Raw genomic sequence first — 12,504 nt, forward strand, 5'->3', positions numbered from 1 at the left:
GATGGGCACGTGACCCGCACGATGCTTCTCGACACCGCCTCGCTCTACTTCCGCGCGTTCTACGGTGTTCCCGACACCGTGCGTGCTCCCGACGGCTCCCCCGCGAACGCCGTGCGCGGGCTGTTGGACATCATCACGAAGCTGGTGAGCACCTACCGTCCGGATGAGATCGTCGCGTGCTGGGATGACGACTGGCGCCCGCAGTGGCGCGTCGACCTGATCCCGACCTACAAGGCGCATCGTGTCGTCGCAGAGCGCGCCGGCGAGCCGGACGTCGAGGAGACACCCGACGAGCTCACGGCGCAGATTCCGGCGATCCGAGCGATGCTGAACTCCCTCGGCATTCCGATCGTCGGGGCGGCGGGGTACGAGGCGGATGACATCATCGGAACCCTGGCGACACGGACCGCGAACCCGGTCGACATCGTCACCGGCGACCGCGACCTCTTCCAGCTCGTGGACGACTCCCGCGGTGCTCGTGTCATCTACACGGCGCGCGGAATGAGCAACCTCGAGGTGGTGACGGATGAGACCATCATCGCCAAGTACGGAATCCGCCCCGACCAGTACGCGGACTTCGCAACGATGCGGGGCGATGCATCCGACGGGCTTCCCGGTGTCGCCGGAGTCGGTGAGAAGACAGCTGCCACGCTCCTCCAGCAGCACGAGACTCTCGCCGGGATCATCACGGCGGCGGAAAGCGGAACCGGCATGAGCGCCGGAGTGCAGAAGAAGCTCCTCGCGGCCGCGGTGTACCTGGAGGTTGCTCCCACGGTGGTCGCCGTGGCTCGCGGCGTGGACATCGAGGTCACTCCGGGCGTCATCGCACCGCTCAGCGCGGATCAGGCGGTCACCGCGCGCACACTCGCCGAGCGCCATGGCTACGCCTCCGCACTGGAGCGCTATCAGGCCGCGGTCGCGGCCTGATCAGCCGCGACGCACGGCCAGTGCCGCACCGATGAGCATGAACGCATACGTCACCGTGACGCCCACGAGCGTCCACAGCGGCAACGTCCACCCACCCGAGAGGTCGTGGAGCAGGCCCGTCACCGGCGCTCCGAATGAACTGATCACGTAACCCACGCCCTGGACCAGCGCGCTCATGCCGGCCGCCTCAGCGTCGGAACGAGAGATCTGCACCATCATCGCGAAGATCGCGACGAACCCGCCCGCTTGAGCGACCGCTCCGACGCACATCCAGAGGAGCATCAACTGGGGCGCGATCGCCAGGCCCAGGGTGGTCGTGACCCAGGTCGCCCCGACGACGATCACCGGAACGAGCGGAGGGGTGTAGCGCGCGAGCACCGGAACCAGGAAGGCGCCGAGGATCGCCACGCCCTGGAACACCGATGACATCGCCCCGGCAGCGTTGGGGTCCAAGCCGAGACGATCGGCGCCGATCGTCGGAAGCCACGTGGTCAGCGCGTAGTACGCGGCCGACTGACAGCCGAACGCCAGCATGAGGAGCACGGTGATCGGTCGGAGGATTCTCTTCTTCGATCCCGCGCCGACCACCGGAGTGGGCCCGGTGATCGTGGCGACGGCATCGCGCTCCGGAAGGGTGTCGATGGCGACAGGCGCTACCGCGCGACGTCGCGCCATGTGGGTGCTCCACAGCAGGATCCCGATCACCGTGAGCCCGCTCCAGGCCATCAGCGCCCACTGCCAGCCGATCGCCGATGCCAGCGGAGCCGTCGCGAGTGAGGTGATCAGGGAGCCGACGTTGAGCATCGCCGTGTACGCGGCGGTCATCGTCGCCACCCGGGTCGGCGGCGCCTCACGACGGATGATGACGGGCGCGACGACATTGCCGATCGTGATCGAGCCGCCGATGATGATCATCCCGACCAGCATCCAGCCGAACCCGGGCAGGCCCCGCACGAAGGTGCCGACAAGCACACCTACGAGGGTGCTCATCAGGGCGAACTCGGCACCGCGGCGCCGGATCACCAGCGCGGCGACCGGCGTCATCAGCGCGAACATCAGCACGGGAGCCGTGGTGAGCAGGCCCGCCGTGCCCGTGTCGATCCCGAGGTCGGCGGTGATGCGCGACATCACGGGCGTCGGCGCCACGATCGGTGACCGCATCGAGAGTGCAGCCACCATGACGCCCGCCAGGGCCAGCCAGGGAAGCGATCGGCGCACGGCTGAAGAAGACATCACTTCAGTCTAGGCGCGGGCTGCTCCCCCTCACGCTCGAGCCAGCCAGGCCTCCAGGCGCGCGATCGGCCACGTCGTCACGATGCGCTGAGCCGGCACGCCACACGCCTCTGCACGCGCCGCACCGTGATCCAGGAGGGAGAGCTGACCCGGTGCGTGCGCATCGGAGTCGATGGCGAAGAGACACCCCTCCTCCAGCGCGACGCCGATGAGATCATCGGGCGGATCGGCGCGCTCCGGGCGGGAGTTGATCTCCACCGCGACCCCCTGCTCCGCACACGCCGCGAACACGGCACGCGCATCCAGCTCGGACGGCGGTCGCGTCCCGCGCTCCCCCGTCACGAGGCGACCGGTGACATGACCCAGCACGTGCATCCGACCGGAGTTGACAGCGCGCACCATCCGCCGCGTCATGTCCTCGCGCGAGCTGCGCAGCTTCGAGTGCACGGACCCCACCACCACATCCAGGCGCGCCAGCATCTCGTCGGTCTGGTCCAGCTCGCCGTTCTCCAGAATGTCGACCTCGATACCGCGCAGAACCCGAATCGGCGCCTGAATCTGGTCGAGCGCATCGAGCTGGCTTGCCAGCCGCTCGGCCGTCAGCCCACGGGCCACACGCAGCCGGGGCGAGTGATCGGTGATCGCCTGATACTCGTGGCCGAGAGCCACGGCTGCATCGATCATCGCCTGGATGCCGGCGGTGCCATCCGACCAATCGGTGTGCGCGTGCAGATCCCCGCGCAGAGCGGGTCGCAGCGTGCTCTCGGTCACGGCGTATCGTGCACGGAGCTCGGCCAAGTAGTCAGGCACCTGTCCGTCGAGCGCCTGAAGGATGACCGCGCGGCTGGTGTCGCCGACACCCGCGATGTGCGCGGAACGCAGTCGGTCCGACAATTCGCCCGTCGTCAGCCCGTCGATCGCCGCCGCGGCCGAGCGAAACGCCTTCGAGCGATACTTCGATGCCCGCTCCCGCTCCAGCAGGGTGGCGATCTCGGTTAGAGCGTCGACGGGCTCCATAGCAGTTTCCCTGCACCGCTCACGCGGTGGCGAGTTCTCTCGTCGCATCGATCCAGGAGGCGAGCTGCGCCTCGGCGGCACCGCTGTCGATCGCCTCACGGGCGACGACGGCAGCTTCGGCAAGCCGCTCCACCATCGGCCGCTGCGCCTGTGTCGCATCCTGTGAGAGACGGTGGGCGACCATACCGGCTGCGGCGTTCAGCACCACGATGTCGCGCACGGGGCCGGTGTCGCCCGCGAGCACGGAGCGAACGACGGCCGCATTGTGCTTCGGGTCGCCACCGCGGAGATCCTCCAACCGGGCGAAAGGGATACCCAGATCGCGCGGATCGATGTCGTGCTCGTGGATGTCTCCGCGGGTCACCTCCCAGACGCGGCTGTGGCCGGTCGTGGTCATCTCGTCCAGACCGTCATCACCGCGGAACACGAGGGCGGTCGCACCGCGCGTACGGAACACCCCGGTGATCAGTGGAACGCGATCCAGCTGGGCCACGCCGACGGCATTCGCTTCGGCGCGCGCCGGGTTGCAGAGCGGACCCAGGATGTTGAACACCGTTGGCACGCCCAGCTGGCTGCGCGTGGCGCCGGCATGACGGAACCCGGGGTGGAACGCTGCAGCCCACGCGAAAGTCAGACCGGTGCGCGCGAGAACCTCCGCGACGCCCTCGGGCGAGAGCGAGAGGTCAACACCCAGCGCTGTCACCACATCGGAGGCCCCGGACGACGAACTCGCCGCCTTGTTGCCGTGCTTGACCACCGGAACACCCGCAGCGGCACACACGATGGACGCCATGGTCGATACATTGACCGTGCTGTGGCGGTCACCGCCCGTGCCTACGATGTCCAGCACGTCGACCGGAACCGGCAGCGGAAGCGCGGCTTCCAAGATCGCATCGCGGAAGCCCACGATCTCGTCAACGGTCTCGCCCTTTGCCCGCAGGGCGACCAGGAAACCAGCCAGCTGAGCATCGCTCACATCGCCCGCCATCACCTGCCGCATGGCCCAGGTCGACTCCCACACGCTGAGGTCACGACGCTCCAGGAGAGCTGTCAGCAGATCGGGCCAGGTGAGCGCTTCGGTCATGTGCCGATCCTACAAGCGAGCGACACGCCGACAGTGCGTCGGCAACTTGGCCGCCTCCGATGAACGTGTACGGCTGGTCCGTCCCTGATGCACTGCTGGTTCCCAGGGTGCGCGCACGCCCGCCTGAGTGTCGACCCGCAGACCGAAAGGCGTCAACTGCGAAAACCCTGACAGAAAATCAGCAATAATGGGACTTGTGACGAGCACAGTGACGCATGCCCCCGTGGCGCGAACCATCAAGCGACCCGACCCCGTCTCCGTTGGCACCATCGTGTGGCTCGGATCTGAGGTCATGTTCTTCGCAGGCCTTTTCGCGATCTACTTCACCCTGAGGAGCACCTCAGGCGACCTCTGGGGTAGCCGCACCGAGATGCTGAACGTGCCTTACGCGTTCGTGAACACCGCCATCCTGGTGCTCTCTTCGGTCACCTGCCAGATGGGCGTGTTCGCTGCCGAGCGCATGCAGCCGTACTCCACCAAGAAGCGCGGCCTGCTCGGCTGGGGCATGGTCGAGTGGTTCTGGCTGACCTTCGCTCTGGGCGCGGTCTTCGTGACCGGCCAGGTGTGGGAGTACGCCACCCTGGTCACGGAGGGCATGCCTATCCAGGCCGACTCGTACGCGTCTGCCTTCTACCTCACCACCGGCTTCCACGCCCTCCACGTCACGGGTGGCCTGATCGCGTTCCTTCTCGTCATCGGACGCGCGTACGCCGTGAAGAACTTCCGCCACAAGGAGGCGACCACCGCCATCGTCGTCTCGTACTACTGGCACTTCGTCGATGTCGTGTGGATCGCACTCTTCATCGTCATCTACTTCCTCAAGTAAGAACCGGAGCTGATACCGACATGGCACGAGAGAAGAAGACTCGCGCGAAGGGTCGTCGTTCCCGCCTCGCCGCGGTGGCGATGATTGGCCTCGGCCTCATCGTCACGGGCGGCGTCTACGCCGGAGCATCCGCGGCTGTCGCCGCGACGACCGACACCAGCGCAGCAAGCACGCTGACCATCGAGGACGGCCAGAAGCTGTTCCAGGCCAACTGCGCCACCTGCCACGGCATGAACCTCGAGGGCAGCGAAACCGGACCCGCGCTCGTCGGCGTCGGCGAGCTGTCGGTTGAGTTCCAGGTGTCCACCGGTCGCATGCCCCTGCAGTTCCAGGGACCGCAGGCTCCGCAGAAGCCGGTTCAGTTCACCGAAGATCAGATCAAGGCGATGGCCTCCTGGGTGCAGTCCGTCGCTCCCGGTGCCACCTACCCGGCCGACCACGTTCTGGACGGCGACGGCGACGTCGCACGCGGTGCGGAGCTCTTCCGCATCAACTGCGCCATGTGCCACAACGTCGCTGCCGCAGGTGGAGCGCTCACGGAGGGCAAGTTCGCCCCGCCGCTGACGTCCACCAGCGCTCTGCACATCTACGCAGCCATGGTCACCGGTCCGCAGAACATGCCGGTGTTCAACAACATGACGCTGACGGACGAGGACAAGCGCGACATCATCTCCTCGCTGCTCTACACGCAGCAGGAGGTCTCCCCGGGAGGCGCGACGCTCGGTTCGCTTGGCCCCGTCTCCGAGGGTCTGTTCATCTGGATCTTCGGTATCGGCGCGCTCGTCGCCATCACCGTGTGGATCACGGCGAAGTCCAACTGACCCGGTCCGCAGAAGAAGTCACGTACGAGGAGCACAATGGCACACGAGGACGACTCGAAGGCGCTGGACCACCAGCCCTCAGCGGGTCTCGCCGTCGAGGTCTCTGACCCAGCCCGCAACCCCGGGCTCCCCCCGCACCGGGCGCGGATGACGGACAAGGACCCGAAGGCCGAGAAGGCCGCGGAGCGCACGGTCTACACCCTGTACTACCTTTCGCTCGCCGGCAGCATCTGGGCGGTCGCCGCCTACATGCTGTTCCCGATCGAGAGCGGGCGCCTCATCGATGTGCGCCACAACAACCTCTACATCGGTCTCGGCATCGCTCTGGCGCTGCTCGCGATCGGCATCGGCGCCATCCACTGGTCGAAGGCGCTCATGTCCGACCGCGAGTTCATCGAGGACCGGCACAGCACCCGCGGCAAGGACAGCACCCGCGAGGCTGCCGTTCAGGTGTTCGCGGCTGCCAACGAGGAGAGCGGCTTCGGCCGTCGCACGATGATCCGCAACTCGCTCATCGCAGCGGTCGCGGCCTCCATCATCCCCGGCATCACGCTCTTCCGCGGGCTTGCTCCGCACTCCAGCGAGGACGACCCGATCAAGGGCGACCCGGTGAAGCTGCTGCAGCACACCATGTGGAAGGAAGGCGAGTACCTCGCCAGCGACCCCGAGGGAATCCGCATCCGTGCGGCAGACCTCACCCTGGGGTCGGCCGTGCACGTCATTCCGGAGTCTCTGGCAACTCTCTCGCACCACGACGGCTACCTCGAGGAGAAGGCGAAGGCCATCGTCCTGCTGGTCCGTCTGCACCCCGAGCAGTTGATCGAGAGCGAAGAGCGCAAGGACTGGTCGTACAAGGGAATCGTGGCCTACTCCAAGGTCTGCACCCACGTCGGCTGCCCAGTGGCGCTGTACGAGCAGCAGACCCACCACCTGCTGTGCCCGTGCCACCAGTCGCAGTTCGACATCACCGAGCACGCCAAGGTCATCTTCGGACCGGCGGCTCGTCCGCTGCCGCAGCTGCCCATCACTGTTGACGACGAGGGATACCTGATCGCGCGCCGCGACTTCACGGAGCCCGTCGGCCCGAGCTTCTGGGAGCGTCATTGAGCACCGCAACCGCGCCTTCTGAGCAGAAGGCCAACGAAAGCAAGCCGCTCGGCGGCAAGTTCGTCGGCGGCGTCGCGAACTACCTGGACGAGCGCACCAGTCTCTCGGGCTTCGTCAAGGAGCTCGGCCGCAAGATCTTCCCGGACCACTGGTCGTTCATGCTGGGTGAGATCGCACTGTGGAGCTTCGTGGTGGTGTTCCTCTCCGGGACCTTCCTGACGTTCTTCTTCCAGGCCTCCATGGTCGAGACGCACTACTCGGGTGCTTACCTCCCGATGAACGGCGTCGAGATGTCGGCGGCCATGGACTCCACGCTGCGTCTGTCGTTCGACATCCGTGGCGGTCTGCTGGTCCGCCAGATCCACCACTGGGCGGCTCTCGTCTTCGTGGCCGGTATCGGTGTGCACATGCTCCGCGTGTTCTTCACCGGCGCGTTCCGCAAGCCGCGTGAGCTCAACTGGGTGATCGGCTTCGTGCTGTTCATCCTGGCCATGGCAGAGGGCTTCACCGGATACTCGCTGCCGGACGACCTGCTCTCCGGCAACGGTCTGCGCATCATCGACGGCATGGTCAAGGGCATCCCGCTGATCGGCACCTGGACCTCGTTCCTCCTCTTCGGCGGCGAGTTCCCGGGTGACCAGATCGTCGGCCGCCTGTACACGCTGCACATCCTTCTGCTGCCGATGCTCGTCATCGCCATGGTGGGTCTGCACCTCGTGCTGATGATCATCAACAAGCACACGCAGTTCGCCGGCCCCGGTCGCACGAACAACAACGTCGTGGGCTTCCCGATGATGCCGGTCTACATGTCGAAGATGGGTGGCTTCTTCTTCATCGTCTTCGGTGTGATCGTGCTGGTCGCGTCGCTCTTCCAGATCAACCCGATCTGGAACTACGGACCGTATGACCCGTCCCCCGTCTCCGCAGGTACCCAGCCCGACTGGTACATCGGCTTCGCAGACGGCATGCTGCGTCTCATCCCGCCGCACCTCGAGACCGTGATCGGCAACTACTCGCTGACCTGGTACATCCTCATCCCGCTCGTGGTGCTCGGTGGCTTCATCGTGCTGGTGGCGCTGTACCCGTTCATCGAGGCCTGGGTCACGGGTGACAAGCGCGAGCACCACATCGCTCAGCGCCCGCGTCACGCTCCGACCCGTACGGCGATCGGCGCCGCCGGTGTCACGTTCTACGCGGTCATGTGGGCGGCGGCTTCGTCCGACCTCATCGCGACGCACTTCCACCTGACGATGGAAGGCGTGATCCACGTCCTCCAGGCCCTGCTCATCCTGGGCCCGGTCCTGGCGTACTTCCTCACGAAGCGCATCGCGATCGCCCTGCAGAAGAAGGATCGCGAGATCGCGCTGCACGGTTACGAGTCCGGTCGCATCGTGCGTCTGCCCGGTGGCGAGTTCATCGAGGTGCACAAGCCCGTCGACGCCTACGAGCGCGTGAAGCTCGTAGACTACGAGACCTATGCTCCTCTGGTGGTGCGTCCCAACGCTCAGGGTCGCATCCCGTGGACGCAGAACCTCCGCGCTTCGCTGTCGCGCTGGTTCTTCGAGGACCGCCTCGCTCCGGTCACGCAGACCGAGATCGAATCCGCTGAGGCTCACGCTGCACATGGCGTCGAAGGATCGCACGGCGACGATCACGCCGCCATCGAGTCCGGCGAAGACCACAAGTAAGCACAACGGTGAAGGGCCCCGACTTCGGTCGGGGCCCTTCACCGTTTCCGCCTTCTCCGTTTCCGCCTTCGGCGCCGTTTCGTGTCGGGACACGGGGCGGCGTCGGAGCGGTGCTGATCAGTTACGTGCCATGCAGCGCACGACGCATACGCCAGCTCCACGGCGCAGCGCACCCGAGCCGGAACACGCGGTCCACGCTCTCACCGGAGCGGATGCGCTGGGCCCCCGGTGGGAGATGAAAAGCACCGCCCGCAGACCTCTGCGGGCGGTGCTTTTCATCTCTCACCGGCGTGGCTGGGTTCGACGACCCGGCCACCCACGGTCAGCTGAGGTCGAAGGACACCAGACCGGGATTGTGAGCCGTGGCCACCTGAAGCGTGCGCACCAGTTCGCCCCACTGCGGCATGGGCTGCGCGTCAGGTTTGCCCACAGCAGCACCGTAGGAGTACTTTTTCCGCACGCCCGTCGGCCCCACCAGCTGCAGACGCCGCTGCTGGTAGGTCTCTGGCGTGAGCCAGATACGGCTGATGCCGGAGTAGGGGTAGACGGTGCCGTCGATGGTGATGCCGGCGGCACCGATCTCCGTCACCGTCGGGTACTTGCGCGACTCGGTGACAGTACCCAGCCAGATCAGCACGCAGACGACGGCCACGAACCAGGCGATGAACGACGCCATCAGCAGCGTGAACTCATCGAGCGACTGCACTCCCAAGTACGTCAGAGCGGCGGCGATCACCGCGACGATCGCAGCGATGATCAGTGCGACACGGCCGCGCTTGCGCATCGGCGCGAGGTTGGCGGTGAATGTACGCGGCAGCCCCGGGGCGGGAGCGAACTGCCGCGTCATGGGTGCACCCGTGGGGTCGACGACGGGCTGGCCCGCCAACGCCCGCGACTGCGCTTCAGCCTGCGCCATCGCGGCACGGCTCTCCGCGGTGAGCAGGGCGTACATCTCGTTGAACGCATTGCGACTCATCGCGTTGAACGAGACCTTCGTCTCGCCCCCGGGATAGTGCGCGATCAGCATGCGCTCGGTGTTCGTGGGAATCCCATTGGTGCTGTGTTTGACGATGTGCGTCGAGAATCCGGTGACCGAGCGGTCCCAGGTGTGCAGCACCTTTCCTGGTCGGCGTACTTCGACTGTCGTCGGAGTGACCACAACCCGTACGTTTGTCCACACCAGCGCCGAGCTCAACATAAGGAACGCCACCGCCGCCACCAGCACACCGGCCACCGTGAACCGCAGCGCATGCGTCATCGTGTTCGGGAGGAACTTCGGGACGAACAAGAACGCGAGAACCGCGAGGATAGCGATCACAAAGATCGCGGAGATGATCTTTCGCGTCTGGGACTGTCGGAACACGCGTTCCGTCGGAGCCCCACCGGTCGGGTATGAATGCATGAGTAGATGCTACTGACACACGCGCGTCGCCCGGAATTGCGCGAGAATTGATCCATGTGGTCTTCCCCTCACCGTGCGGTGCTCTCCCGCGCAGACTGGCAGGAGCTGCAGGAACGCCACGTCGTCCGAGCGGACGAGCTCACCGCGGAGCATCGTGCGCGCGCCACGCGACGCGAGAAGCACCCGGTCTGGGATTTCCTCTTCACGTACTACTCGTACAAGCCTGCAGTGATCCGGCGATGGCATCCGGGGGCCGCTGTGGTCCTGGCGGACGCGGCCGATGCCCCGCAGACGACCTGGCGCTGGTACGAGCTTTTGCCTGGGACCGGCGATGTCCGCGTGGATGTCGACGCGTTCTGGCACGACCGTGGCGACGGCACCGAGCATGTGCTCGCCCTCCTATCGGCGACATCAACCCGTCCGGCGCGATTCGGGTGCTTCGGGATGCACGAGTGGGCGATGGTGTACCGCCAGCCGGACCATCGCCACCCGGTGCCGCTGCGGCTGGGTCAGGCGGGAACCGACGATGTGGTGGAAGCCCACGATCTGCGTTGCACACACTTCGATGCGTTCCGCTTCTTCACGCCGGCGGCTGAACCTCGCAACGAGCAACCCCTGACACGCGCCTCGCAGCCTCTACTGGAGCAGCCGGGCTGCCTGCACGCAGGAATGGACCTCTACAAGTGGGCGCTGAAGCTCGGTCCGCTCGTCCCCGGTTCGGTCCTGCTCGACAGCTTCGAGCTGGCGCGCGACATCCGCGAACTCGACATGCGCGCCTCCCCCTACGACCTGAGCGATTGGGGCTTCTCCCCCATCCCGGTCGAAACGGCCGAGGGAAAGGCCGAGTACGTCCGCCGACAACGAGTCTTCGCCGAGCGCGGGCAGCGACTGCGCGATGATCTGATCGACGCGGTGACACGCGCTCGTCCGGTGACAGAGCGCGTGCCGGTGCCGGAGCCCGTGCCGGTTAGCGGTTAGCGGTTAGCGCGATCTTCGGGTCGCCATGGCACCGTCGTACGACGTCAGCGCCTCCCACGCGCTCACATTGCGGACGGGGCTCGTCGCAGTGCGATGTGCAGCGATGAACGTTCTGAGCGGGTCGGGATCGCTCGACGCCGGATAGCCGGGAATGGCGACCGGAGCCATCGCGACACCGCGGCGAACGACATACGCCTGATAGACGGTCGTTGCGGCGAGCTCCGTGAGCCCGAGGGCACCTGCCGGCTCTGTGGTTCCCGCGCAAAAGCCGGTCGGCCACCCATGACTCGCGTAGCTCTGCGCGACCTGGACGGTGTAGAGCACGCCCGTGATGATGCGCTCCTGCTCCTCTCCGTAGAGATCGGTTCCCTGAATGGACGCCGTCTCCGCCCCGTTGATGATCGCGGCCAGGCCCATCGATGCGTGCCCGAAGTCCCGACAGGACTCCTGATTCTGCCCGTTCTGGACAGACATCTGCGGATCAGACTTCGGACGCGTCTGGCATGCTGCGGGCTTGTCGGCGAGCCACCGGCAGCTGAGCATCGGCAGGGGTTCGAACCGCCCCTCCCCGCCCACGGGAGTGATGGGCAGCGGGCCGTCGGAGGCGAGATGGATGTACGCGCGAGTCGCCTCGCGCCACATGCTCACCGCTTCGTCGTACAGTGCTCGATCGTCGAGGAACACGGCGGCGTTCATCAGCCCGTCTGCTGCGGACAGCTTCCAGTTCCCGTTGTTGCGCCCGTAGTCGAACGTCGTGAGCGTCGGGATCACACTGGTGCGAAGCATCGCCTTGAACCCCTCGACGTCGAAACTCGGCTGTCCCTTCGCCGGGGTGTAGGTGTAGCGGATCAGCTCGGCGCCGCGGATCATCTGCTCGGCCATCCACGCGGTGACCAGCGGGCCGTTAGACCCCTCGCTGCCGCGATAGTGCGCTGCGTACCCGTTGAGGATCGCAATCGCCCGCTGCGCGTACGCGCTCTTGCCCGTGTACGAGTACATCAGCGACTGGCCGTACACAGCACGGGCGTCCGCCTGCTGTTGCGAGCAACCCAGATCGGGGTTGTTGAACGACCCGCAGAAGGACACGCACCCGGCAGGGTTCGCGGTGCTGCACGAGGGCCCGCCCGGGCCAGCAGACCCGGTGGGCGCGAACGGTGTGAAGTCCGGGGCACCGCGGGTGAGATAGGGCGACGACCGGAGGTCATCGAACAGCGCGGTCCAGGGCGCGTCCTTCGCGCGGAGGTGTGACCGGGTGGCGGCGAGATCGGCGAGGGTGACGAAGACGCCCGGGTGAACGAACCCTGCCGCCGACGTGACCGGCTGAAGGCGGTCGAGCGTAGCGGTGTGGCTCGGCGGAACGGCGGGCGACGGCGAGGGGGTGCTCGGGGACACGGCGGGCGACGGCGCGGGAGCGCTGGGTG

At 66.5% G+C, this 12,504-nt stretch carries 11 protein-coding genes; 6 read left to right on the forward strand and 5 right to left on the reverse strand.

Annotated elements, in window-relative coordinates; genetic code table 11:
* Positions 1–21 precede the first annotated feature (21 nt).
* Positions 22–927 carry a 5'-3' exonuclease H3TH domain-containing protein gene (locus ACI3KU_RS08380; RefSeq protein ID WP_404921867.1) on the forward strand — a complete coding sequence of 302 codons (906 nt, stop codon included), beginning with the start codon at positions 22–24 and terminating at the stop codon, positions 925–927.
* Here ACI3KU_RS08380 and ACI3KU_RS08385 read toward each other — a convergent pair whose 3' ends face one another.
* From ACI3KU_RS08385 to trpD, 3 genes are read right to left on the reverse strand one after another with little or no spacing between them, the layout of a single operon-like run.
* The gene (locus ACI3KU_RS08385) at positions 928–2,160 is read right to left on the reverse strand and encodes a CynX/NimT family MFS transporter (protein ID WP_404921855.1); all 1,233 of its coding nucleotides are present in this window, start codon (positions 2,158–2,160) and stop codon (positions 928–930) included.
* 30 nt (positions 2,161–2,190) lie between these two features.
* On the reverse strand, positions 2,191–3,177 hold the full coding sequence (locus tag ACI3KU_RS08390; protein ID WP_404921856.1) for a PHP domain-containing protein: 987 nt from the start codon (positions 3,175–3,177) through the stop codon (positions 2,191–2,193).
* A gap of 19 nt (positions 3,178–3,196) precedes the next feature.
* Complete coding sequence (trpD, locus tag ACI3KU_RS08395; protein WP_404921857.1) at positions 3,197–4,261, reverse strand: anthranilate phosphoribosyltransferase; 1,065 nt, start codon at positions 4,259–4,261, stop codon at positions 3,197–3,199.
* A 187-nt stretch (positions 4,262–4,448) separates the two neighbouring features.
* Between trpD and ACI3KU_RS08400 the strand changes: the two genes are divergently transcribed.
* From ACI3KU_RS08400 to ACI3KU_RS08415, 4 genes are read left to right on the forward strand one after another with little or no spacing between them, the layout of a single operon-like run.
* The gene (locus ACI3KU_RS08400; protein ID WP_404921858.1) at positions 4,449–5,087 is read left to right on the forward strand and encodes a heme-copper oxidase subunit III; all 639 of its coding nucleotides are present in this window, start codon (positions 4,449–4,451) and stop codon (positions 5,085–5,087) included.
* 20 nt (positions 5,088–5,107) lie between these two features.
* Positions 5,108–5,908 carry a c-type cytochrome gene (locus ACI3KU_RS08405; protein ID WP_404921859.1) on the forward strand — a complete coding sequence of 267 codons (801 nt, stop codon included), beginning with the start codon at positions 5,108–5,110 and terminating at the stop codon, positions 5,906–5,908.
* A gap of 36 nt (positions 5,909–5,944) precedes the next feature.
* Positions 5,945–7,015, forward strand: a complete 1,071-nt coding sequence (locus ACI3KU_RS08410; protein ID WP_404921860.1) for a Rieske 2Fe-2S domain-containing protein — start codon at positions 5,945–5,947, stop codon at positions 7,013–7,015.
* On the forward strand, positions 7,012–8,703 hold the full coding sequence (locus tag ACI3KU_RS08415; RefSeq protein WP_404921861.1) for a cytochrome bc complex cytochrome b subunit: 1,692 nt from the start codon (positions 7,012–7,014) through the stop codon (positions 8,701–8,703). The genes ACI3KU_RS08410 and ACI3KU_RS08415 overlap by 4 nt, the downstream gene beginning before the upstream one ends.
* A gap of 322 nt (positions 8,704–9,025) precedes the next feature.
* Here the strand turns inward: ACI3KU_RS08415 and ACI3KU_RS08420 are convergent, their stop codons facing one another.
* Positions 9,026–10,105: a hypothetical protein gene (locus ACI3KU_RS08420; RefSeq protein ID WP_404921862.1), complete on the reverse strand. Its 1,080-nt coding sequence runs from the start codon at positions 10,103–10,105 to the stop codon at positions 9,026–9,028.
* 54 nt (positions 10,106–10,159) lie between these two features.
* On the opposite strand from ACI3KU_RS08420, the gene ACI3KU_RS08425 reads away from it, so the two are divergent.
* A complete protein-coding gene (locus ACI3KU_RS08425) occupies positions 10,160–11,083 on the forward strand; it encodes a 3-methyladenine DNA glycosylase (RefSeq protein ID WP_404921863.1) in 924 nt (307 codons plus the stop codon).
* Positions 11,084–11,086: 3 nt separating this feature from the next.
* On the opposite strand, the gene ACI3KU_RS08430 is transcribed toward ACI3KU_RS08425, so the two are convergent.
* Positions 11,087–12,504 (reverse strand): alginate lyase family protein (locus ACI3KU_RS08430; protein ID WP_404921864.1); only part of this gene is annotated, 1,418 nt, incomplete at its 5' end.

Source organism: Microbacterium sp. ZW T5_56 (assembly GCF_044987425.1).
Lineage (GTDB): Bacteria > Actinomycetota > Actinomycetes > Actinomycetales > Microbacteriaceae > Microbacterium.

Excerpts from the sequence above, each read along its gene's own strand:
- ACI3KU_RS08380 (WP_404921867.1), top strand. The coding sequence starts at position 22 with ATGCTTCTCGACACCGCCTCGCTCTACTTCCGCGCGTTCTACGGTGTT.
- ACI3KU_RS08385 (WP_404921855.1), bottom strand. The coding sequence starts at position 2,160 with ATGTCTTCTTCAGCCGTGCGCCGATCGCTTCCCTGGCTGGCCCTGGCG.
- ACI3KU_RS08390 (WP_404921856.1), bottom strand. The coding sequence starts at position 3,177 with ATGGAGCCCGTCGACGCTCTAACCGAGATCGCCACCCTGCTGGAGCGG.
- trpD (WP_404921857.1), bottom strand. The coding sequence starts at position 4,261 with ATGACCGAAGCGCTCACCTGGCCCGATCTGCTGACAGCTCTCCTGGAG.
- ACI3KU_RS08400 (WP_404921858.1), top strand. The coding sequence starts at position 4,449 with ATGGGACTTGTGACGAGCACAGTGACGCATGCCCCCGTGGCGCGAACC.
- ACI3KU_RS08405 (WP_404921859.1), top strand. The coding sequence starts at position 5,108 with ATGGCACGAGAGAAGAAGACTCGCGCGAAGGGTCGTCGTTCCCGCCTC.
- ACI3KU_RS08410 (WP_404921860.1), top strand. The coding sequence starts at position 5,945 with ATGGCACACGAGGACGACTCGAAGGCGCTGGACCACCAGCCCTCAGCG.
- ACI3KU_RS08420 (WP_404921862.1), bottom strand. The coding sequence starts at position 10,105 with ATGCATTCATACCCGACCGGTGGGGCTCCGACGGAACGCGTGTTCCGA.
- ACI3KU_RS08425 (WP_404921863.1), top strand. The coding sequence starts at position 10,160 with ATGTGGTCTTCCCCTCACCGTGCGGTGCTCTCCCGCGCAGACTGGCAG.